We start from the raw sequence: 20,871 nt of genomic DNA, 5'->3' as shown, positions 1-20,871 counted from the left end.
ACAGCCGCCGGTGCCAGCCGGACCGGCGCTCATGCCTGCTCGACCAGCGCGGGAATCTCGGGACGGCGCTTCGACACGCCGGCCTTGTCGGCGGTGGCTCGCGACACCCGCCCGGTGCTGAGGAACTCCGTGAAGACCTGGGCGAAGAGCTCCGGCTGGTCGGTCTGGCCCTGATGGCCACAGTCCTCAGGATAGAAGAACTGTACCCGGGGCAGGGCGTCCTCGACCTGGAAGCCGAGGTCCTCGGCCGGCAGGATCGCGTCGTTCGTGCCGTACAGGCAGATGCCGGGAATCGTACTGCGGTCGAGCCGGTCCTTGGTCGAGAGCGCGAGAGCGACGTCCGGGTCCACCTCGCCGAAGTTGTTGACCCGCTGCCATGCCTCCCAGCCCTCTTTGTGGTTGTCCGCGGCGAGCATCCGCATCTCGAGCAGGTCGTCGGTGATCTCCTCCTGGTGGTGGATGATGGAGCGCATCATCGCCCGCATGGTGTCCCGGTCGCCCTTCTCCCAGCCGACCTTCGCCTTCAGCTGCTTCTGTGCCTCGAACCTGACGAGGTCCCCGACCGGGCCGGCGATCAGGATGAAGCTCTTGACCCGGTGCGGGTACCGCACGACGTAGTGCGCGGTGTTGATACAGCCCATCGAGTTGCCGGAGATGTGGAACTCGTCGAGGCACATCGCGTCGGCGAACCGGTTGATGAAGTCGACGTGCGTGTAGGGGCCGTTGACCGGCCAGTACTGCCGCCGGTTGTCCGACAGGCCGAAACCGGGCTGGTCCGGGCAGTACACCCGGAAGCCCTGTGCCGCGAGCAGCGGCGCCATGAGCCGCCAGCCGGCGGCCCCGGACGAGCCGGGGATGCCGCCGTGCAGCAGGATCACCGCCGGGCCGGTCTCGCCGGCGGTCATGTAGTGCGCCCGCTGACCGTCGCCCAGCTGCACCCAGCGGCTCAACAGCCCGGGAATCCTGATGATGCCCTCTTCGGTCAACGCCATGTCCGCTCCTCCTCCACTCGCTTTCCTACGGGTCAAAGGCTGCGCCCCGCCGCGGACGCCGACAACCGGGGTATTTCGCCAGGTGGAACTACGTTCGCGAGGACAGGTAGGCCGCCTCGATCTCCGGCAGCCGCCGCAGGAGCTCCGCGGCGGTGCCCTCCATCGACACCAGGCCCTTGCTCAGCACGTATCCCCGGTCGCAGATGCGCAGCGCCTTGCGCGCCTGCTGCTCGACCATCAGGACGCCGACGCCGTCGTCGGCGGCCCGGCGAACGAGCGCGAGCAGACGGTCGAGGATCTTGGGTGCGAGACCCAGCGACAGCTCGTCGGCGAGCAGCACCGTGGGGCGCGCGGCGAGCGCCCGGCCGACGGTGAGCATCTGCTGCTCCCCGCCGGACAGCAGTCCGACCCGCCGGTCCAGCAGCGGAGCGAGCTCGGGAACGAGGTCGAGGACCGCGTCCACCCCGCCCCGGCCGAGCCGGAGGTTCTCCCGCACGGTGAGCGACATGAACGCGGAGCGCTCCTCGGTGATGAAGGCGAGGCCGCGACGGGCGCGCTGGTACAGCGGGAGTCTCCGGCCGTCGCCGTTGAAGAGGATCTCGCCCTCGATGCGCGGCAGGTCACCGGCCAGGGTCAGCATCGTCGTGGTCTTGCCGGCGCCGTTCGGCCCGAGCAGGACCACCACCTCGCCGGCCGCGACGGAGATGCTGACCTCCCGCACGACCGGGACGGCGCCGTAGCCGGCGGTCAGCCCCCGGCATTCGAGCACGACGGGTTCGGCGACGGTCCTCATGAGGGCACCTCGACACCTTCCGGGGCGGTTGGCTGCTCGGCCCCGAGGTACGCGGCCAGGACCAGCGGGTCCGAGCGCACCTCGGCCGGCGTACCGCTCGCGATGGTACGACCGAAGTCGATGGCGGTGATGTGATCGCACACGGACATGACCAGGTCGACGTCGTGCTCGATCAGGATGATCGCGATGCCCCAGTCCCGGGCGAGCCGGCGCAGCAGTTCGGACAGTTCGCCGCGCTCCACGCCCGAGAGGCCGGCCGCCGGCTCGTCCAGACACAGCACCGACGGCCCCGCGGCGACGCTCCGGGCGATGGCGACGAGGCGCCGCCGGCCGTAGGACAGCTCGTCGGGGAGCCGGTCGAGGTCCCGTTCGAGCCCGAACTCGTGGATCGCGGCCCGCGCCGCGTCGGAGAAGGCGACCTTGCGGGGGTAGACCAGGTCGGTGGCGAGCGCCGAGACTCGGTGGCCGCCGGACGCCAGCAGGAGGTTCTCCCCGACGGTCAGGTCGTCGAAGAGTTCCAGACTCTGAAACGTCCGGCCCAGCCCGGCGCGAGCCCGCGCGTGGACGCTCGATCCGTCAAGGGGGAGGTCGCCGAGTCGCACGGTACCGCGGGCCGGTGTGACATAGCCCGTGACGGCCTCGACCAGCGAGGTCTTGCCGGCACCGTTCGGCCCGATGATGCCGTGGATCGTGCCCGGTTCGACGGTGCAGCTGAATCCGCTCACGGCCGTCACCCCGCCGTACCGCACGTCGAGGTCACGGATCTCCAGGGCGCGGGCCGCGACCCGGAGCGGTACCTCGTCCCGGGCAACCAGGGCGCTCGTGCCCGGCTGCCGCTTGCGGAAGACGAACCGGCCGAGATGCTGCCTGATGAGCCCCACCAGGCCGTCCGGCGCGTCCTGCACCAGTTTGATCGTGCCGAGTCCCAGGACGAGGCTCAGCCAGAGCGCGAAGGTGTCGCCCTGCCCGTGGAAGATGGTCGGGACGATGCTCGCGGGCTGGCCGAGGGAGCCCGTCAACGGCCCGACCACGTAGCCGACACCGCCGACCACCGAGTAGAGCACGCCGTTGATCGACTGGATCGGCTGGAACTGGGCGATGTAGCTCAGGCTGGTCTGCCGGAAGATCAGCAGGATGCCACCCAGCGCCGCGATCGATCCGGAGAGCGCGAAGGCGTAGAGCTTGGTGCCGTAGACGTGGATGCCCATCGCGGCGGCGGCGCGCTCGTTGGAGCGCATGGCGAGCAGCTTCCGGCCGGTCTGGCTCCGCCGGAGGTTGGCGACCATCAGGCTCGCCAGCACCACGAGCACCAGCGCGAACGTGGCATACCGGCTCGGCTGGAGGAAGTTGTCCATCTCCCAGCCGAAGATGGCGGGCACCGGCACGGTCACGTAGTCGCCGCCGGTGTACCGGCTGTTGAGGAACAGTACGCCCTGGAACGCCGAGGCGATGCCCAGCGTCGTGATGGCGAAGTTGATGCCGCGGGTCCGCAGTGCCGGGGCACCGATCAGCAGTGCGATCGGGAAGGCGAGCACGGTGCCCGCGACCAGGGCGACGAGGAACGGCAGTTCGAGCTCGCTGACGAGAAGCCCGGCGGTGACCGCGCCCACGCCGGCGAGCGTGAACTGGGACAGCGACAGCTGCCCGGCGTACCCGGTGATCACCACGCTGGACAGCAGGATCAGTCCGACGCAGAGCGTCAGCGTGACCGCGTCGACGTACTCCACCGGGAGCACCCAGTTGAGCAGCACGAACACGGCTGCCGCGGGGGCCACCACGAGCAGGGGGCGGATCGTCCCGGATCCGACCCGGGGTCTGGTCTCCCGGGGCTGCGGCCGGCTCGGGATACCGGTGCTCCGCGCGACCATGACCGCGATGATGATGGCCAGGGGAACCGCATCGCCCCAGCCGGGCGTGTCGACGTAGCGGCCGACGAGCGCCTGCGCGATGCCGATCACGGCGCCGCCGGCGAAGGTCCAGCCGAACGACCGCATGCCGCCCATCAGCGCCGCGGCGAGGACCGGGACGATGAGGCTCACCTGGCTGGCCAGCTGCACCTGCAGGGCGGGTGCCATCATCGCGCTGGCGAAGCCGGCGATACCCGCACCGGCACACCAGTTGGCCGCGCCGACGAAGCCGGGCGACATGCCGAGCGCGGCCGCGCCGCGGGCGTTCTCGGCGGTGGCGGTGGTGGCGAGCCCGAACCGCGTCCGCCGGTAGACGAGCACCAGCGCGACGGTGACCACGATCGAGATCGCGAGCAGGATGAGCTTGTCGCCGCGGACATCGAGTCCACCGAGGCTGACGTTCTGGTCCGGCAGCGGGTTGGGCACGATGAACTGGTCGGAGCCGTACTTGAGCTGCAGTGCCGACTGGATGACGACCAGCACGGCGAGCGTCGCGACCAGCTTGGTCAGCGTCGACGCTCCGTGCAGCGGCCGGATCACCACCGCGTACACCACCAGCCCCGTCACCGCCGCGACCGCGGTCGCCCCCACGACCGCGACCGCGAACGGGAGGGAGTGGTTGACCTCGAGCTCCCAGTAGACGAACGCGCCGAGGCTGCCGATGGCGGCGTGGGCAAGGTTGAGCACACCTGAGCCCCGGAAGACGAGCACCACACCCTGGGCCGACAGGCTGATCATCGCACCGGCGCACAGGCCGAGGATGACGAGGTTCACGACGTCCACAGGTACCTCTCCTCCGGCATCACGCCTCCAGGGCCGGTTTGGCGTCCCCGAACTGCGCGGCGCCGGCCAGCGTCGGGACACCGTTCACAACCTTGAACACCGTGTACTTCAGGTTGAACAGCCTGGGGGTGTCCGACAGCGGGCCCTTGTCGGAGAACGAGAAGTCGCCGATGACGCCGTGCCCCTCGACGCTGCCCAGCTTGCGGTAGGCGTCGAGCACGGACGCCGCGTCGACGTCGCCGCCGGCCCCGGTCATGACCTTGACGAGGAGGTCCGCACCCATCCAGGAGGAGAGCGCGAACGGGCTCTGGGTCGCGCTCGGCGTGTACTTGGTCATCTCGGCGTGGAACCGGTCCAGGTACTCGTTGCCCGTGGTCGTGACCGGGATCTGCGAGTCGGAGAGCACGAAGCCCTCGGCGTCGGCACCCAGCGCCTTGATGATCGGGCCGGGCAGGTTGCCGGAGCTGGTGATCAGCGTGGCACCGGGCAGTGCCCTGCGGAAGGCCGGGATCGCCTTCGGCATCTCCGGGACCGAGATGGCGAAGTACACACAGTCCGCGCCCGCGCCGGCGGCGGCAGCCGCGGCCGGGGCGTAGTCGGAGGACGTCGCCGGGGTGACGGTCTCCCGGGGCTCCTTGCCGGAAGCGGCCTTGACGCCGGCCTTGAACGAGGCCGCGACAGCGCGGTTGCCGGGGACGTCACCGTCGATCACGTAGATCGACCGGCACTTCAGTGTGTCCACGGCGTACAGTCCGGCGCCTCCGGCGGTCGACGAACCGCCACCGACCAGCGGGAAGGCGACCGAGCTGTGGAGCTCACCCGGGCTGAGCGGGCGGTTCCCGGTGTAGACGATCTTGGCGGACTCGAGGGCACTGGTGAGCGAGTCGCCGGCGGCGGAGATGCCACCGATGACCGCGACGGCCTTCGCCTGGGCGGCCTTGCGGCCGCATGCGGCGGCCTCGTTCGGGTCGGCCTTGTCGTTGCACGAGATGAAGTTGATCTTGCGGCCGTTCACGCCTCCCGCGTCGTTGACGGCCGCGAACCGTGCCTTCGCGGCGTCGGAGGACTCGGGAAAGCTGTACACCTGCGACTCCGTCGACCCGATGAACGCGACGGTGATGTCGCCGCCGGACCCGGCAGAGCCCGGGTCGTCATCGGCACATCCGGCAAGCGCGCAGGCGACGGCGAGGGCCGCGACGGCTGCGAGGGTTCTCTTTCTCTTCATCGGAGTTTCCACCTTTCGAGGCGTCCCGGGCTCCGCATGGCATGCGCACCAGCCGAAACTCCCGGCTCCGCGGGATGGCCCTGCGGAGGACGCCACCGTATGAGCACCATCACAGGCGCAGACATGCCGCTGTTCTGGATGGCGGAATCGGGCCTCCGGCCAGACTCGGTTCCGTTGCGAGGAACGGCAGGTTTCCGCCCGCCCGCGGCGGCCTCTACGGTCGCAGCACGATTCGCGGGTCAAAGGAGAGCGCATGGCCGGGCAGCTCGAGGGACGGGTGATCGCGGTGACCGGTGCCGCCACCGGGGCCGGCGCCGCGGCCGTGGCGGCCCTGGCGGACGAGGGGGCCCGTGTCTACGCGTTCCAGCGGTCCTCGGCCCCGGGTGCGGACATCGCCGAGCGTGCCACCTGGCTGACCTGTGACCTGACCGATCAGGCCGCGACCACGGCGGCGTTCGGGGCGATCCGCCGGTCCGCCGGGCGGCTCGACGTGCTCGTCCACGCGGCGGGGCTGTGGGCTCCCGGCGCACCGGGCGAGCTCACTGAACATGACCTGGACCTCATGCTCGGCGTCAACCTCAAGTCGACGGTGTTCACCAACCAGGCGGCGTTCGAGCTCATGCGGGACCGGGGTGGCCGGATCATCAACTTCGGCTCGGTCGAGGGGATCGCCGGGAACCCGCGGTCCTCCGCCTACGCCGCGGCGAAGGCCGGCGTTCACGCCTGGACCCGCTCGGCCGCACTCGCCTGGGCCGCCTGCGGTGTCACCGTGAACGCGGTCAACCCGGTGGTCGACACCACCAATGCGCAGCGGCTGCGCGACCATCTCGGCCCGGCGGGCGGCACACTCCTCGACCAGCGGATGCAGGCGTTGATCCCGCTCGGCGGCGCGATGGGTGACGCACGGCGGGACCTGGCCCCGGTACTGGTCTTCCTGTCCGGTGACGGCGCCCGGTTCATCACCGGACAGGTGATCAGCGTCGACGGTGGCATGCGGATGCTCGGCGCCTGACCCGCGGCGGGTCACACCGCCGGCGTGTCCGCGGTCCGGCGGTGCGCGACGAACACGTCACCGTCGACGACCTCGACCGCGTAGGTCTCCAGGGCGCGGATCGCCGGCAGGCACAGCGCCCTGCCGTCCCGAACGTCGAAGCGGGCCATGTGCAGTGAGCACGTCACCTCGAACCCGTCGACCTCGCCCTCCTCGCCGAGGGACCACTCCTCGTGCGAGCAGGAGTCGGCGGTGGCGTAGAACGCGCCGCCGACCCGGTAGACGGCGACGGGCGGGTCCGTGTCGGCGCGCAGGCACTCACCGTCGGCGAGGTCGTCCACGCGACAGGCAAGCTGCCGTTCCATGTGCGATTGGTCCTTCCTGAGCGGCCACGAGGTCACTCATCTTGTCAGAGCATCGAGCTTCCGCCGTTGACGCTGACCACCTGACCGGTGACGTAGCTCGCGTCGTCGGAGGCCAGGAAGGCCACGGCCGCCGCGACCTCCCGCACGGTGCCGCCGCGGGCCATCGGGATCGAACCGCGGATCTGTTCGACGAAGGCGTCCTGCCTGGCCCGGGCGTCCGGTGCGAGGGTGCCCACCAACTCGTGGTACTGCGGAGTGAGCACCATCGCCGGGGAGACCACGTTGAACGTCACGCCCGTCTCGGCGAACTCGCGCGCCAGGCCCGAGTTGAAGCCGTGCACACCACCCTTGGCGGCGCTGTAGAACGCGTGCTGCCAGAGGCCGTTGCGCACGGACTCCGCTCCGATGCTCACCACGCGACCGTAACCGTTGCCGAGCAGGTGCGGGAGCATCGCGAGCGTGCAGTAGGTCATCGTCCACAGGTTGCGGTCGATGGTCTGCCGCAGCGTCTCCTCGGTGTGCTCCAGCGTCGGCCGGATCACGCCACCACCCGCGTTGTTGACCAGGATGTCGACCTTGCCGAACTCCGCGACGGCCCGCTCGGCCATCAGTTCGGCTCCGGCCCGGGTGCTCAGATCGGCCGTGACGCCCAGATGCGGGCCCTGCGCCACCACCGGGATCGTGGGCAGGACCTTCTCCAGGCGGACCCCGTCGACATCGGCCAGGCAGACCCGGACGCCCTCCTCGGCCAGATAGCTCGCCATGCCGAGGCCCAGGCCGCTGGCGCTGCCGGTGACGATCGCGGTGCGGTTGTTGAACTGCACGTGGGGGTTCTCCGTTTCCGGCGGGTCAGATGATGATGCTGATCTTTCCGTGGGGGTCGAGTGACTCGTGCTCGATGACCGCGGTGCGATGCTTGATCCTCAGCGCGTCACCGTCGAGCACGAACAGGTACTCGTAGCAGCCGACGTACATGACGTCCTTGCCGGCCCGGGAACGGAAGACCGCGAAGTTGGCGGTCGCCCGGATGCCGTCGCCGTCGTGCGACAGCAGCCGCACGTTGGTGACCAGCCGGCGGGTCCGCGAGTGGGGGTACTCCGCGTGCGCGGTCGGCTTCTTCAGCCGCAGCACCCGCTGTTCGAGGAGCGGGCGGCGGTCGTGGATGAGGGAGTAGACCAGCCCGCCGTCCAGGCCGCGGGTGTCGGACGACGGGATCTCGTAGACACAGTCGAGCGTGAAGAGGTCCAGCCACTCCTCCAGCCGCCACTCGTCCAGCAGCGCCGCCTCGTTGTACAGGAAGTCCTCGATCTCGGCGCGGGTCACCACGCGGGTGCCCAGCGGCTCGTCCACCATCGTCATGTCAGGCACCTCCTGCCCGGGCCGCCGTGTCGGACGCGATGTAGCTGGTGTCCAGCGGCGCGTTCTCGAACGTGTAGGCCGTACCGGTGATCTGCTTGTTCCACTCCCGCCAGAACGCGCGCATCTGCAGCTCGTCGACGATGGTCGGCTTCTCCTTCTTCATGCCGCGGGAGATGTCGGACCACGCGACCTCGTTGGTCGAGGCGAAGCCGCGCTGGCACTGCTCCAGACCCTCGACGTCGTCCGGCGTCGCCAGGCCGGCGGGGCCCCAGAAGCTCAGCGCGTTGTCGATCCGGTAGCGCTCCATCTGCTCGCTGATCCCGACGGGCATGAGCTGCCAGCCGACGATCTCGGTGTGGCCGGGGGCGATCGGGTACATGGTGCGCACCTGGATACCCCAGTTGAGGTCGATGACCGCCGAGTTGGGGAACAGCAGCATGTTGCGCGTCATGTTCGCGATGCGGATCGTGTGCTCCTCGCCGAACTTCGCGACCAGCTCGGCCCGCCGCTGCCGGCGCTCGAGCAGCACCTCTTCCGACATGATCGGGGAGCCCAGCTCGGGCATGACCGCGACCGCGTGGCCGTTGCCCAGCTCCACGCCCCGGCCGATGCCACGGTTGCCGTCGAGGCCGGGTGGCGTGGTGCCGAGATTCATCATCATCTCGAAGTAGGTCTGGTGGACCGTGAGGCCGTGGTAGCCGTCGACGCTGTTCTCCATCAGCAGCTTCCAGTTCGCCCGCATCGAATAGCGGTGCGTGCCGACCACGATCCGCATGCCCTGGTCGGAGATGTCCGCGACCTGGTCGAGAATGTGCGTCGCGTCGGCGAGGTAGTCCAGCAGCGGCTGTGTCTCCTGGCTGAACGTGGTGAACACGAAGCCGCGGTAGCTCTCCACCCGCGGCTGGGCCAGCCCGAGCTTGCCGCGGTCGAAGTCGGACGAGTAGGAGTCGCTGTCCGGAACGCTGACCAGCGCGCCGGAGTTGTTGTACGCCCAACCGTGGTAGAAGCAGGTGAAGATCTTGCGGTTGCCGGTGCGCTCACGGCACACCTCGGCACCGCGGTGGCGGCAGGTGTTCAGCAGCACCCGGACGGTGCCCTGGCGGTCCCGGGTGAAGATGATCGTCCGGCCACCCACCTGCCGGGTGTGGAAGTCGTTGGGCCTGGGCACCTCGGACTCGTGACCGACGTAGAGCCAGGCCCGGTCGAACAGGTGCCTGCGCTCCAGGTCGAGGACCTCGTCGGAGACGAAGACCTCGCGGTTGACCCGGAAGAGACCGCGCTCGCGGTCGTCGATCACGTAGCGGGGGTCTGCGCCTTCGGACATCAGCGGGCACCCACCGTCTCGCGCACGTCGTTGACGACGGTCCGGGCGGTGACCGACAGCGTGTCGCCGGCGGAGCCGACCTCGGGCATCGCGCTGAGGCTCTCCACCTCCTGCAGGCCCAGGTCCGGGAGGACGACCTCGGGAAGCGGGGACCGCCAGATGTCCGCCGTCTCCGGTGACATCGGCAGGATCCGGGGCCGGTGGTTCTCGTCCTCGATCTTGGGGTGACCGACGCAGTACTCGACCGCGAAGCCGCGCGCCTCGTCCTTGAGGTACACGCCGATCGAGCCTGAGGGCGCGTGCCGGAGCAGGTCGTCGCGCAGCTTCACACCGTGGCGCAGGGCGTTGTTGCGGAAGCGCATCACGTCGTCGATCGACTCGACCTGGATGCAGAAGTGGTTGAACGCCGACCGGGTGCTGCGCAGGACGACCGCGGAGTGGTGGAACTTGTCGGCGGCGCGGAAGAAGCCGACCTTGTCGCCGATCCAGTCGGAGGCCCGGAAGCCGAGCACCTCCTGGTAGAACTTGGTGGTCTGCTCGAAGTTCGCGGTCTCCCAGCCACCGTGCAGGAACGTCTCGATGTTGACACCGTTGTTGACGGGTGCGACGCCCCGCTCGTACATGCCCCGATAGAGCTCGATGGCGGTACCGCCCGGATCGGTGAACCGCAGCCAGCGCTGGACGCGGTCCTGCTGAGGGCTGCCGCCCTCCTCGTATTCGATGCCCCACTGCTGAAGGCCCGCGCGCACCACGTCGAACGCCTCGTCGCTCACGAGCTCGTATCCGATGCGCTTGACCCCCTGCTGGCTGCCCTCCTCGAGACGGATCCAGTGGTGCTCGAGCCCGCCGGTCATGAAGGCGGTACCGCCGATCCTCTCGGTCAGGTCGAGCCGCGCGAACCGCGAGTAGAACTCGACGCCCTCGCGCAGGTTGTGAACGCCGATCGACAGGTAGCCGAACTGCTGGACGATGGCCATCTTGCCCTCCCGAAAGTCAGCATGGGAACCGCTTATAGGCTTTGAGCAGCCTAAACACCGCACGGCAGGCTGGGAACCGGGACGTTTCACGGATCGGAACGCAGTCGGGTCCCTCCTCCGAGCGGCACGACCCGGGGCCACACCACGAGACCCGCGGCGAGCACGAGCAGGCCTGTCCCGACGCAGTACGTGTTGACCACGCCGGAGAGCCCGAAGCGCTCGACGCCGAAGCCCGCGACGGAGTTCGGCAGGGCCGAACCGAGGAACCCGATGAGATACACCGCCGACAGCAGCCCCGCGGTCTCGCCCGGCGCGGCGGCGTCGAGGAGGGCGCGCAGGCACGCGTTGAAGCCGGCGCCGAACCCGATGCCGGCGAGCATGCTCGCCACGAGGAAGGCGGTCACGGAACCGGTCCTCAGCGTGACCGCGATGCCGGCCACCCCGAGCAGGAAGCAGCCGACCCCGATCACCAGCGCCCGCCGCGTCGACAGCACGGACGAGCAGAGCCCGCCGACCACGGACGTCCCGATGACGGCCGCGGCGACCGCGCCACCGACGAGCTCCCCCCGCATCCCCAGGGCGTCCCGGGCGACCGTGGCACCCAGCGACTGGTAGAACCCGCCCAGCGACCAGCAGGCGACGAAGCAGAGGCAGCCGCCGGCGAACACCGCCATGAGCCGACGCGGCACCGCAACCGTCGGGACCAGCGAAGGGCGCACCGCGCCGGGGCGGACCGTCTCGGGCGAGACCCACACGCCGAGGACGCAGCATGCCACGAGGCCGGCCGCCACGACGAAGCCGAGCGTGGTGGGGCGCGGCGCGTACTGGACCAGCGCACCGGACCCGACAGCTCCCGCCGCGGTGCCCACCGGGGCCGCGGCGCTGGTCACGAGTGCGGCCATCCAGCGCAGTCCCGGGGGCGCCAGGTCGACGACGAAGGCGCCGAGGGCCGACATGCCCAGCCCGACGCCGAAACCGGCCAGCGCCCGGGCGAGGACGAACGTGGCGGAGTCGCGCACGAAGAGGAACGCCAGGCACGAGGCCAGCGAGAACCCGAGGGCCGCGACACCGACGGTGCGCCGCCCGAGCCGGTCGGAGAGCCGGCCGCAGATCAGCATCGAGGCTGCGGCGCAGACCACGTAGATCGCGAAGGCGCCGGTGAACACGGCGGGCGCGATGCCGTACCGCTCCTGGTAGAGCGGGTTCAAGGGGGCCGGCACCCCGACCACGACCGAGATCGTCACGGTCGCCAGCGACACGGTCGCAAACGCGGCCCCGCGCGGCAGCCTCCAGCCCATGGCCGCGGCCGGTCAGCTCTTGGGGTGCGTCTCGGGGTACGTTCCCGTGCTCAGTTCGATGGCGTTGCCCCACGGGTCACGGCAGTAGCAGATACGGCAGCCCGGGCGCACGGTGTGGATGCCGGTACGGACCGTCCCTCCGGCGGCCTCGAAGGCGGCCAGGGTCCCTTCGAGGTCCTCGACGGTGAAGGCCAGGTGCGACAGGCCCATCCGCCAGTAGTCGAAATGCTCCTCGGGGACGACCATGGCGGGCTCGATGAACTCGAAGAGCTCGACTCCGGTGCCGTTGGCGTCGGCCAGGTGCGCGAGCCGCATCCTGCCCCATCGGGCGCCGAAGACCTCGGCGCGCCGGTCGGCCCCGGGGGTCTGCCTGGACGCCGTCTCGGCCCCGACGAGCAGTTCGAGCTCGAACACCCGCGTGTAGAACTCGATGGCCTGATCCAGGTTCCCGACGGTGACGCCGACGTGGTTGACGTTCATGGCCGCCACGCTATGGTTGGCCTGCGATCGTTGTCAACGCTAACGTTGACGCCAGCCGGACCGAGCGAGGAGTGGGACATGGCGTGGGAGTTCGAGACCGATCCCGAGTTCCGCGACGAGCTCGACTGGGTCGACCGGTTCATGCTGGAGCGGGTCGAGCCACTGGACCATCTCCTCAAGAACCCGCACGACCTGGCCCAGCCCCGTTTCGACGAACTGGTCCGGCCCCTGCAGTCGCAGGTCAAGGCCCGCGGCCTGTGGGCCTGCCACCTGGACCCGGAGCACGGCGGCAAGGGCTACGGGCAGGTCAGGCTGGCCCTGCTCGCGGAGCTGATGGGCCGCTCCCGGTTCGGCCCGACGGTCTTCGGGTCGCAGGCGCCCGACACCGGCAACAGTGAGATCCTGGCCAGGTTCGGGACGCCCGAGCAGCAGTCGCGGTACCTCGAGCCCCTGCTGGACAACCGCATCGTCTCGTGCTTTGCGATGACCGAGCCGCATGGCGGCTCCGACCCGACCGCGCTGCGCACCACCGCGACGCCCGACGACGAGGGCTGGATCGTCGACGGCGAGAAGTGGTTCTCCACCAGCGCCAAGTACGCGGCGTTCTTCATCGTCGCCGCCGTGACCGACCCGGAGGCGGCCCCGCACCGGCGCACATCGCTGGTGATCGTTCCCGCCGGCACGCCCGGACTCACGATCCTGCGCGACAGCGGCTTCCACGGCGAGCCCGAGCCGGCCCACTCGCATGTGCGGTTCGACCGGGTCCGCGTTCCGGCCGGCAGCCTGCTGGGCGAGCGCGGCGCCGGCTTCGCGGTCGCCCAGGCACGGCTCGGCGGCGGCCGCATGCACCATGCGATGCGTACCGTAGCGCAGGCCCGGCGGGCGTTCGAGATGATGTGCGAGCGCGCCGTCTCGCGCACGACGAAGGGCGAACGCCTCGCCGACAAGCAGCTCGTCCAGGCGATGATCGCCGACACCTGGACCCAGTTGCGCATGTTCCGGCTGCTGGTGCTGGAGACCGCCTGGCTGATCGACGCGGGCCGGGACTCCCGCGAGATCCGCCGCAACATCGCCGCGGTGAAGGCCACCATGCCGCGGGTACTGCACGACGTCGCCTCGGCGGCGCTGCAGGTGCACGGTTCGCTCGGCCTGTCGACGGACATGCCGTTCGCGGACTGGATCATGCAGTCGTACCGCGTGGGGCTCTCCGACGGCCCGACCGACGTGCACCGGATCAATCTGGCCAAGCAGCTGCTGCGCGACGTCACGCCCGGCCCCGAGGACTTCCCGGACTACTTCCGGCCCTTCGCCCGGGAACGGGCCACGCGGCAGTACCACGACAGCGTCGCACGCTAGCATCATCGCCATGGCAAAGAGCGGGATCGGGCGGCGGCGGACGGCCGCGCTGCGAGACCACGGTGAGGGATACGCACAGCGCCGCAACGAGATCATCGCCGCGGGTGCGCAGGTCTTCCGGGACAAGGGCTTCGAAGCGTCCAGCCTGCGCGACGTCGCGGAGCGACTCGGCACCGACCGTGCGTCGCTCTACTACTACGTCGCGAGCAAGAACGAGCTGTTCCAGCTCGTCACCCAGCGGGCGGTCACCGAGGTCGTCGTCGCGGCCGAGACGGTCGCCGCCCAGGAGGGTGACGCGGAGAGCCGGCTCCGCACGTTGATCACGACGACCATGGAGAAGTACGAGGCCCACTTCCCGTACATGTTCGTCTACATCCAGGAGGACATGAACCGGATCCACTCGAGCTCGATCGACGAGGTGTGGGCACGCACGATGGTCGAGCTGGGGCGCCGGTTCGAGGAAGCTCTGATGCGTATCCTCCACGACGGCGGCCGGGACGGCAGCCTCGCCATCTCCCACCCCCACCTGGCGATGAACGTGATCATCGGCGCGGTGAACTGGTCGCACCGCTGGTTCACGCCGGGGCGCGGTTCGACCAGCAAGGAGCTCGGCAACCAGATGGCCGACATGCTGCTCACCGGGTTCCTCGCCCGCGGTCAGCAGGACTCCAGCAGCTCCACCGCGTAGCGCATGTTGGTGAGCGCGCCCGGCCCGCGCCGCTCCCACTCGGGGTCCTGGCGCTTGCCGCGCCGGTGCAGGCTCAGGTTGAGCGACGCGATCACCGCGTACTTGTAGTGCGCCAGTGCCTGGTACCACTCCACGCCGGTGCTGTCGCCGCCCGCCTTCCGGTAGAGGGCACGCAGCTGCTCGGCGTCGAAGTAGGACGCGGACTCACGGGCCAGCCCGCCCCAGGCCCGCCGGTCGTGGAAGGCCATGACCCAGCCGAGATCGCTCAGGGCCGGCGCCACCTCGCAGAGCTCCCAGTCGATGACGGCGGTCAGCGCGCCGTCATCGGTGAACATGAGGTTTCCGAACTGGAAGTCGCCGTGACAGAGCGAGAGCCTCGGCTCGGCCGGCGCCGACGCGAGCAGCAGGGTGCGGGCGCGCTGGAAGTCCGGGCCGAGCTCCTCGACGTACTCGCCCTTGAGGAAGAACCGGTCCCAGCGGCGCACCTGCTGCTCGGCCCCCGCGAACGGGCCCAGGTATCCCTCGACCGCGCGGGGCGGCACTGCGTGGATGCCGGCCAGCGCGGTCATCGCCTCGCCGGCCATGCGGTCCCGGACGTCGCGGTCCACACCGGCCAGGGAGCCGCGTTCCCCTCGCGCCCGACCCGTCACCATCGACGTGACCAGATAGTCGCCGACGAGGGGGTGCTCGCCCTGGGCCAGGACCGCGGGATGGGGCACCTCGGTCGGGTCGAGCGCTCGCAGCGCGGTGCTCTGCCGCCCCAGGTCGGCAGTCCCCGCACGCCGTACGCCCGGGGGTGCGAGCCGGAGGAAGAGGGTGCGCACCCCCTCGTCCGTGCCGACGTCCAACAGATACGAGAAGCCCGCGTTCCCGCCGGCGGGGCGTACGCGAACCAGCGTGGCGCCGGGGCCGGCCAGATCCGGTGCGAGACCGGACAGGGCGCGGGCGACGGTGGCGGGGTCACGGTTCGGACTGGTCACAGGATCCACTCTGGACGGTGAGGTCAGCCGGCTGGGGTCGCGATGCTCGGCAGCCAGGTGATGATGGACGGGAAGGCGAACAGCACGGCGGTGACGGCGAGGTCGAGCAGCACGAACGGGAACACCGAACGGAAGATCTGCTCCACCTTGGTGGCCTTCATGATTCCCGCGATGACGAAGACGTTGATGCCGACCGGTGGGGTGATGAGCGCGATCTCGGTCATCTTGATGAGCAGGATGCCGTACCAGATCGGGTCGAAGCCGAGCTCGTTGACGATGGGAACGACGATCGGTGTGACCACCAGGACCATGGACAGCCCGTCGAGGACGGTGCCCAGCGGCAGCAGGAGCAGCAGGATCAGCAGCAGGACGATGTGGGCGGGCAGGTCGAGCCCGGCGACCCACGCGGCCACGTCGCTGGGCACCCGGGCGGAGATCAGGAAGTAGTTGAAGATCGCGGCACCGACCAGCAACAGGAAGACCATGCTGGTGATCGACGAGGTCTCCTTGAGCGACCGCGCGACGACGGCCCACCGGGTGAGATGCTTGGGACGCTTGACCACCAGGGTCAGCAGGAGCGCGGCGAAGGCACCGACGGCACCGGCTTCGGTGGAGGTGAAGAGCCCCGTCTGGATGCCACCGATCACGATGGCGAACAGCAGCACCGCGTAGAGCGCGCCGATGAGGGACCCGCGGCGGGACTGCTGGTACCGGGCGAACTCGGCGTCCTCGGGGGCGTCCCGGGTGAGGTCGACCGGCGAGTCGTGCGCTTCCGCGGGACTGCCGCGCCTGCTCCAGATCGTCCTTGCCACGACGTAACCGGCGAGGACGGCGGCGGAGAAGAGCCCGGGAAGCACACCGGCGAGGATCATCGAACCGACCGAGATGTCGGCGGTGATGGCGAAGACGACCAGCACAATGCTCGGTGGAATCAGCGCGGCGAAGGCACCGGCCGCGGCCACCACCGCCGCCGCGTAGTTGGGCGAGTAGCCCTTGCGCGTCATCTCCTGGACCGAGATGCGGCCGAACGCCGCGACGTCGGCGGCACTCGACCCGGAGATGCCGCTGAAGGCCGCGGTGGCCAGGACGGTGGTGGCCGGCAGACCACCCGGGACCCGTCCGACGACCTTGTTGACCGCGGTGAAGATCTGCGCCCCGATGCCGGCGTTGGCCACCAGCGCGCCCAGCAGCACGAACATGGGAATGACAAAGAGCGCATACCGCGCGCTTGCGTAGTACGGCGTGGTGCTGAGCACGTCGGACGCTACGGGCCAGCCCTCCAGCAGGACCGACCCGAAGATGCCGCTGACGGCGAGCGCGAGGCCCACCGGTACCTCGACCACGATGAGCAGCAGCAGCACCGCCACGGCGCAGATCACGATGACTCCGGCGCTCATCGGTCTCCTCCGGACCGGCGACCGCGGACGGCCGCGATCACGTTCATCAAGCTCTGCAGCGCCAGACCCAGGAGTCCCAGCGACACCATCACCCGCGCCGGCCAGACGGGCACGCCCGACTGCGAGGCCCGCGACTCGCCGGCGTGGAACGAGTCCGCCGCGGACTGGCCGGTCCGTACGACCGCCCAGAGCAGGAAGGCGAACGCGAGCGCCCAGACCGCGGCGAGCACGACCCGGCGCACCCGGTCGGGAAGGCGCTCGGTCAGGAAGCTCGTGCGGATGTGCGTCTTGTCCACCTCGGCCTGCGCGAAGCCGAAGTACACGACGAACACCAGGGCCACCTCGGTCAGGTCGACGAGTCCGTTGATGCTCGTCATCCCGGCGGCGCGCCGGGCCACGTCGGTCACCGTGGCCAGTACGAGACAGGCGATCCCGACGCCGCCGAGGTACGCGGCGAACCGGGCGACCGTTTCCGTGACGGTCTCCAGCCGGTCGAGCACCGTGCCGCCCGGGGTGCTCGCCGGGTCGGGGACCTCCGTGGGTGCGGACCCGTGCGGGTCCGCACCCAGCCGTTCGGTGTCAGTTCGCACGTGTCGCACAGGCGGTCAGCCCGTCCTCGTACTTCGTGGTGCTCTCGTACTTCAATGCGAGCTTCCGGTAGTCGTCCTGGAGCGCCTTGAAGTCGTCGGCGGCGATACGGCCCTTCGCCGCCGCCGCCAGGAGCAGCTCGTTGAGCTTGGCCTCGGTCTTGTCCTGCCATTCCTTGGACTGGTCGCCGGGAAGGACGCTGACGTGTGCGCCGGCGGCGCGGAGCTTGTCGCACACCTTGGCCTCGTACTCGGCGAATGCGGTGGGGACCCATGCGTTGTACGCCTGGTTGGTCCGCTCGATGGCGTCCTTGACGGCGGCCGGGTAGCTGTCGTACGTGCGCTGCGCGACGATCCCGACCGAGACGGTGTAGGTGCCCTGGCCGGTGACCGTGAGGTACGGCGCGACCTCGTTGAGGCTGGCGCTCGCCGCGCTGCCCATGTCCATCGGGAAGGCGCCGTCGATGACGCCCCGCTGGATGCTCTCGTAGACGTCGGCGAACTCGACGAACGAACCGGTCGCGCCCAGCGGCTTGACCATCGTGTCGGTCGTCGCCAGCGCCCGGAAGCGCTTGCCCTTGAAGTCCGCGAGCGAGGTGATCGGAGCCTTGGTGACGGCCGCGGCTCCGCCGTTGCCCACGAAGAAGAGCGGCTTGACGCCGAGCTCCTCGAACTCGGCCTTGAGCGTCTTGTTGCTCACGGCCAGTTCGTTGAGGGCGGCGATGTCGACGACGGTCTTCTGGGTCACGTACGGCGTCGCGACGACGCTCAGCGCCGCGAGTTCCTCGGGGTGGTACGCGTTGGGCACGATGCCCAGCCCGACCCGGCCGTCCCGGGTCGCCTTCAGCGTCTCGGTGCCGGGGACGAGCGAGCCGGAGTCGAAGATGTCGACCCGCACCCGCCCGCCACTCTCCTTCTCCAGGGTCTCCGCCCAGAACTTCGCGGCCTGCCCGATGGGCGCGTCAGGTCCGGTCGGGATGGCCAGCTTGATGGTCACCGAACCGTCCCCCGCGCCGGATCCACCGCCGCAGCCGGCCAGTGCGGCGGTGCTGATGAGGGCGATGCCGGCGATCCTTGCCGCGCCGCTCCAGGAATATCTGATGCCCATGGCTCTCCTCGCCGATTGACGGCACCGATGTGACGACGGTCATGCTCGGTACGACGCTAGGGAGCCGCCGATTTCTTGTCAACACCTACGTTGACGAGCTGATAACAAAATGGAAATCAGTGATCCGGCCTGCTGGTTCGGCGGAGAACACGACATCGACGCGCGTCTCGCGCAGCAGCCGCGCACCCGCCGCGTCGGCGTCGGTCAGGTCGACACCGCGGACGAAGTTGAGGATCGCCGAGTCGGCGCCGTCGAGCGTGACGAAGCCGATCGCGAGCGGCGGCTCCGGCAGGCCCGGGAAGTGGGCCAGGATGATGGCGAAGGCTTCGAGCGTCCCCGACAGGCCGACCTCCTCCCATTCCCCGGTCTCGACGTAGCAGACATCGCAGTAGGACCGTGCCGGGATGAGCAGGCGCCGGCAGGACGGGCAGCGCCGCCCCATGATGCGGCGGCGGTCGCGCAGTTCGGCGAAGAAGCGGCTCGCGGTCTCGCCGGCGAAGTACTGGTAGTCGAAGTTCCAGTTGCCGGGCAGGACGAGCAGGTCATCGGTGGTCAAGGCGCCTCGCTTCCGAGCAGGCAGACGGTGGAGAACTGGGTCGCGCCGCCCTGCCCGGTGGCCAGGGCCGTCCGGGCGCCGGGAACCTGCCGGTCTCCGGCGCGGTGGCGGACCTGGAGGGCGGCCTCGGCGATGCGCACCAGCGCCGTCGCCGACACCGGGTTGGCGGCCTGGGCGCCGCCGGAAGGGTTGACGGTCAACGGGATGTCCAGGGCGATGGCGCGCTCCACGAACCCGCGGCTGTCGTCGAGGTCGCACAGGCCCAGGGCCGGGTACGCCATCGCCTCGATGATCGCGAAGGGTGCCTGCAGCTCGAGCACGTCGACCTGGCGCAGCGGTTCGGTGATGCCGGCCTCGCGGTAGGCCTTCTCCGCGGCCCGCCGCAGCGGCACCATCTCGATCAGGCTCCCCTCCGGCCGGTGCATCCGGTCGCCCATCGCGTAGGTGTCGCTGTAGGCGCCCGTCCCGAGGATCCACGCCGTTTCCCGGGACCGGGCCAGGTCGCCGCGGGCCAGGACGACCGCGCAGGCCCCCTCGGAGATGGGACAGGCCTCGTACAGGTGGATGGGCCAGGCCAGCACCGGAGAGTCCAGTACGTCCTGGACCGTCCGTGGCCTCGCGCCGACCACGAGCGGGTTGTGGGTCGCCTGGGTGAAGTTGCGGGAGGCGATGCCGGCCCAGTGCTCCCCGGTGAACCCGTGGCGGCTCATGAGCATCGTGGCCCGCAGCGCGGCCATCGTGATCGTGGTGAGGACGAAGTCCTTCTCGTAGATCGGGTCGAAGATCGTGTTGAAGATGCTCTGCGCGGTGGTCGCCTGGCCCATCCGTTCCAGGGCGACCACGAGGACGACGTCGGCGCGGCCCGCGTCGATCAGCGTCCGGGCCGCCAGCAGGGCCGACGACCCGGTGGCGCCACCGGTGTTGACGTGTAGGTACGGCTTGCCGGGCAGGCTGATCGAGGCCTTGTCGATGTCGGCGATCCCGCTGAGCGCGTCCGGGGCCACTCCCCCGACGACGAAGTCGATGTCCGCGAGCTCGATACGCGCGTCGGCGAGGGCCTCGGTGACCGCGATGCGGACCAGTTCCCCCGCGGACCGGTCCGGGTTTCGCTTGCGGTAGGGCGTCTGGCCGACACCGATGATGCCGATGGGATCGTTCATGTCCGCTCCAGGACGACCGCGGTGGCGGTCTGTTGGGCCACGGTCGAGCCGGCGACGGCGAGGCCGACCGCCGGTGGCGTGGCGAGTTGGCGGTCGCCGCCGTCACCGCGCAGCTGCCGGACGGCGGCGACGAACCGCAGCAGGCCGCTGCACGGGAAACAGTCGCCGGCGGCCGCCCCGCCGGACGGGTTCACCCACACGTTGTCGGCATAGACGCCGAAGCCCTCGCCCGGCCCGGCAAGTCCGGCCGCCTCCAGGATGAGGATCTCGTCGAAGAGCGTCGGGCCGGCAAGCTCGGCCAGCCCGACGTCGGAGACGTCACGGTGCGCGGCCCGCAGTGCGGCGGCGACGGCGTCCCGGACGGCCGGCAGCTCGACGAGATCCCGGTCGCCGATCCTGGCCCGGTCTGTGCCGTGGCCCACCCCGGCCACCCGTGGCCCGTCGCCGTGCAGACCCAGGACGACGGCGGCGGCCGCGTCGGCGGTGGCACCGAGCTCGGCCGGTCGCAACGGCGCGACCCGGGTGTCCGCGTCCGCGGGGGGCGC

20 protein-coding genes and 1 pseudogene are annotated in these 20,871 nt (G+C 70.2%); 3 read left to right on the top strand and 18 right to left on the bottom strand.

From position 1 onward, the window contains the following. Nucleotides 1–29: 29 nt before the first annotated feature. The 4 genes from ABZS66_RS09750 to ABZS66_RS09735 form a co-directional block, all read right to left on the bottom strand. The gene (locus tag ABZS66_RS09750; protein WP_354756683.1) at nt 30–992 is read right to left on the bottom strand and encodes an alpha/beta hydrolase; all 963 of its coding nucleotides are present in this window, start codon (nt 990–992) and stop codon (nt 30–32) included. Nucleotides 993–1,080: 88 nt separating this feature from the next. After that, on the bottom strand, nt 1,081–1,785 hold the full coding sequence (locus tag ABZS66_RS09745) for an ABC transporter ATP-binding protein (protein WP_354756682.1): 705 nt from the start codon (nt 1,783–1,785) through the stop codon (nt 1,081–1,083). Further along, a complete protein-coding gene (locus ABZS66_RS09740) occupies nt 1,782–4,475 on the bottom strand; it encodes a branched-chain amino acid ABC transporter permease/ATP-binding protein (protein WP_354756681.1) in 2,694 nt (897 codons plus the stop codon). Before ABZS66_RS09740 ends, ABZS66_RS09745 begins: the two co-directional genes overlap by 4 nt. 19 nt (nt 4,476–4,494) lie before the next feature. Then, nucleotides 4,495–5,700: an ABC transporter substrate-binding protein gene (locus ABZS66_RS09735; RefSeq protein ID WP_354756680.1), complete on the bottom strand. Its 1,206-nt coding sequence runs from the start codon at nt 5,698–5,700 to the stop codon at nt 4,495–4,497. Between the two features lie 253 nt (nt 5,701–5,953). On the opposite strand from ABZS66_RS09735, the gene ABZS66_RS09730 reads away from it, so the two are divergent. Then, nucleotides 5,954–6,712: an SDR family oxidoreductase gene (locus ABZS66_RS09730; RefSeq protein WP_354756679.1), complete on the top strand. Its 759-nt coding sequence runs from the start codon at nt 5,954–5,956 to the stop codon at nt 6,710–6,712. A gap of 11 nt (nt 6,713–6,723) precedes the next feature. Here the strand turns inward: ABZS66_RS09730 and ABZS66_RS09725 are convergent, their stop codons facing one another. From ABZS66_RS09725 to ABZS66_RS09695, 7 genes are all read right to left on the bottom strand, one after another. Further along, complete coding sequence (locus ABZS66_RS09725) at nt 6,724–7,056, bottom strand: non-heme iron oxygenase ferredoxin subunit (protein ID WP_354756678.1); 333 nt, start codon at nt 7,054–7,056, stop codon at nt 6,724–6,726. A 44-nt stretch (nt 7,057–7,100) separates the two neighbouring features. After that, on the bottom strand, nt 7,101–7,880 hold the full coding sequence (locus tag ABZS66_RS09720; RefSeq protein WP_354756677.1) for an SDR family oxidoreductase: 780 nt from the start codon (nt 7,878–7,880) through the stop codon (nt 7,101–7,103). 25 nt (nt 7,881–7,905) lie between these two features. Then, entirely contained in the window at nt 7,906–8,415 is a 510-nt protein-coding gene (locus tag ABZS66_RS09715) for an aromatic-ring-hydroxylating dioxygenase subunit beta (protein ID WP_354756676.1), read from the bottom strand. A 1-nt stretch (nt 8,416) separates the two neighbouring features. Continuing rightward, nucleotides 8,417–9,739 carry an aromatic ring-hydroxylating dioxygenase subunit alpha gene (locus ABZS66_RS09710; protein WP_354756675.1) on the bottom strand — a complete coding sequence of 441 codons (1,323 nt, stop codon included), beginning with the start codon at nt 9,737–9,739 and terminating at the stop codon, nt 8,417–8,419. Beyond that, nucleotides 9,739–10,716, bottom strand: coding sequence for a VOC family protein (locus ABZS66_RS09705; protein WP_354756674.1), 978 nt, complete (start codon nt 10,714–10,716; stop codon nt 9,739–9,741). Before ABZS66_RS09705 ends, ABZS66_RS09710 begins: the two co-directional genes overlap by 1 nt. Before the next feature lie 86 nt (nt 10,717–10,802). Continuing rightward, nucleotides 10,803–11,975 (bottom strand): MFS transporter, encoded by a 1,173-nt coding sequence (locus ABZS66_RS09700; RefSeq protein ID WP_354756673.1) that lies wholly within the window; start codon nt 11,973–11,975, stop codon nt 10,803–10,805. A 51-nt stretch (nt 11,976–12,026) separates the two neighbouring features. Continuing rightward, on the bottom strand, nt 12,027–12,494 hold the full coding sequence (locus tag ABZS66_RS09695; RefSeq protein ID WP_354756672.1) for a VOC family protein: 468 nt from the start codon (nt 12,492–12,494) through the stop codon (nt 12,027–12,029). Between the two features lie 78 nt (nt 12,495–12,572). On the opposite strand from ABZS66_RS09695, the gene ABZS66_RS09690 reads away from it, so the two are divergent. Together ABZS66_RS09690 and ABZS66_RS09685 are read left to right on the top strand one after the other, a co-directional pair. Beyond that, nucleotides 12,573–13,850 carry an acyl-CoA dehydrogenase family protein gene (locus ABZS66_RS09690; protein ID WP_354756671.1) on the top strand — a complete coding sequence of 426 codons (1,278 nt, stop codon included), beginning with the start codon at nt 12,573–12,575 and terminating at the stop codon, nt 13,848–13,850. Between the two features lie 10 nt (nt 13,851–13,860). Continuing rightward, a complete protein-coding gene (locus ABZS66_RS09685) occupies nt 13,861–14,538 on the top strand; it encodes a TetR/AcrR family transcriptional regulator (protein ID WP_354756670.1) in 678 nt (225 codons plus the stop codon). Here the strand turns inward: ABZS66_RS09685 and ABZS66_RS09680 are convergent. The 7 genes and pseudogenes from ABZS66_RS09680 to ABZS66_RS09650 all read right to left on the bottom strand — a co-directional run. After that, the gene (locus tag ABZS66_RS09680; protein WP_354756669.1) at nt 14,508–15,518 is read right to left on the bottom strand and encodes a phosphotransferase family protein; all 1,011 of its coding nucleotides are present in this window, start codon (nt 15,516–15,518) and stop codon (nt 14,508–14,510) included. The genes ABZS66_RS09685 and ABZS66_RS09680 overlap by 31 nt on opposite strands. A gap of 23 nt (nt 15,519–15,541) precedes the next feature. Next, entirely contained in the window at nt 15,542–16,915 is a 1,374-nt protein-coding gene (locus ABZS66_RS09675; protein ID WP_354756668.1) for a TRAP transporter large permease, read from the bottom strand. Next, nucleotides 16,912–17,505: a TRAP transporter small permease gene (locus ABZS66_RS09670; RefSeq protein ID WP_354756667.1), complete on the bottom strand. Its 594-nt coding sequence runs from the start codon at nt 17,503–17,505 to the stop codon at nt 16,912–16,914. Before ABZS66_RS09670 ends, ABZS66_RS09675 begins: the two co-directional genes overlap by 4 nt. Next, nucleotides 17,495–18,610 (bottom strand): TRAP transporter substrate-binding protein DctP, encoded by a 1,116-nt coding sequence (gene dctP / locus ABZS66_RS09665; RefSeq protein ID WP_354756666.1) that lies wholly within the window; start codon nt 18,608–18,610, stop codon nt 17,495–17,497. Before dctP ends, ABZS66_RS09670 begins: the two co-directional genes overlap by 11 nt. An 85-nt stretch (nt 18,611–18,695) precedes the next feature. Then, the gene (locus tag ABZS66_RS09660) at nt 18,696–19,166 is read right to left on the bottom strand and encodes a zinc ribbon domain-containing protein (RefSeq protein WP_354756665.1); all 471 of its coding nucleotides are present in this window, start codon (nt 19,164–19,166) and stop codon (nt 18,696–18,698) included. Continuing rightward, on the bottom strand, nt 19,163–20,326 hold the full coding sequence (locus tag ABZS66_RS09655; protein WP_354756664.1) for a thiolase family protein: 1,164 nt from the start codon (nt 20,324–20,326) through the stop codon (nt 19,163–19,165). The genes ABZS66_RS09660 and ABZS66_RS09655 overlap by 4 nt, the downstream gene beginning before the upstream one ends. After that, nucleotides 20,323–20,871 (bottom strand): annotated as a pseudogene (locus ABZS66_RS09650) (hypothetical protein); the annotation flags it as partial. The gene ABZS66_RS09655 and the pseudogene ABZS66_RS09650, both read right to left, overlap by 4 nt.

The sequence above is a fragment of the Dactylosporangium sp. NPDC005572 genome, assembly GCF_040605515.1.
In the GTDB taxonomy this organism is placed as follows: Bacteria; Actinomycetota; Actinomycetes; order Mycobacteriales; family Micromonosporaceae; genus Dactylosporangium.
Note: the sequence above shows the minus strand (reverse complement) of the source record. Positions and strands in the feature narration are given on the sequence as shown.

Coding starts and splice junctions, on each gene's coding strand:
- ABZS66_RS09750 (WP_354756683.1), bottom strand. CDS start 992: ATGGCGTTGACCGAAGAGGGCATCATCAGGATTCCCGGGCTGTTGAGC.
- ABZS66_RS09745 (WP_354756682.1), bottom strand. CDS start 1,785: ATGAGGACCGTCGCCGAACCCGTCGTGCTCGAATGCCGGGGGCTGACC.
- ABZS66_RS09735 (WP_354756680.1), bottom strand. CDS start 5,700: ATGAAGAGAAAGAGAACCCTCGCAGCCGTCGCGGCCCTCGCCGTCGCC.
- ABZS66_RS09730 (WP_354756679.1), top strand. CDS start 5,954: ATGGCCGGGCAGCTCGAGGGACGGGTGATCGCGGTGACCGGTGCCGCC.
- ABZS66_RS09725 (WP_354756678.1), bottom strand. CDS start 7,056: ATGGAACGGCAGCTTGCCTGTCGCGTGGACGACCTCGCCGACGGTGAG.
- ABZS66_RS09715 (WP_354756676.1), bottom strand. CDS start 8,415: ATGACGATGGTGGACGAGCCGCTGGGCACCCGCGTGGTGACCCGCGCC.
- ABZS66_RS09710 (WP_354756675.1), bottom strand. CDS start 9,739: ATGTCCGAAGGCGCAGACCCCCGCTACGTGATCGACGACCGCGAGCGC.
- ABZS66_RS09705 (WP_354756674.1), bottom strand. CDS start 10,716: ATGGCCATCGTCCAGCAGTTCGGCTACCTGTCGATCGGCGTTCACAAC.
- ABZS66_RS09695 (WP_354756672.1), bottom strand. CDS start 12,494: ATGAACGTCAACCACGTCGGCGTCACCGTCGGGAACCTGGATCAGGCC.
- ABZS66_RS09690 (WP_354756671.1), top strand. CDS start 12,573: ATGGCGTGGGAGTTCGAGACCGATCCCGAGTTCCGCGACGAGCTCGAC.
- ABZS66_RS09685 (WP_354756670.1), top strand. CDS start 13,861: ATGGCAAAGAGCGGGATCGGGCGGCGGCGGACGGCCGCGCTGCGAGAC.
- ABZS66_RS09675 (WP_354756668.1), bottom strand. CDS start 16,915: ATGAGCGCCGGAGTCATCGTGATCTGCGCCGTGGCGGTGCTGCTGCTG.
- dctP (WP_354756666.1), bottom strand. CDS start 18,610: ATGGGCATCAGATATTCCTGGAGCGGCGCGGCAAGGATCGCCGGCATC.
- ABZS66_RS09655 (WP_354756664.1), bottom strand. CDS start 20,326: ATGAACGATCCCATCGGCATCATCGGTGTCGGCCAGACGCCCTACCGC.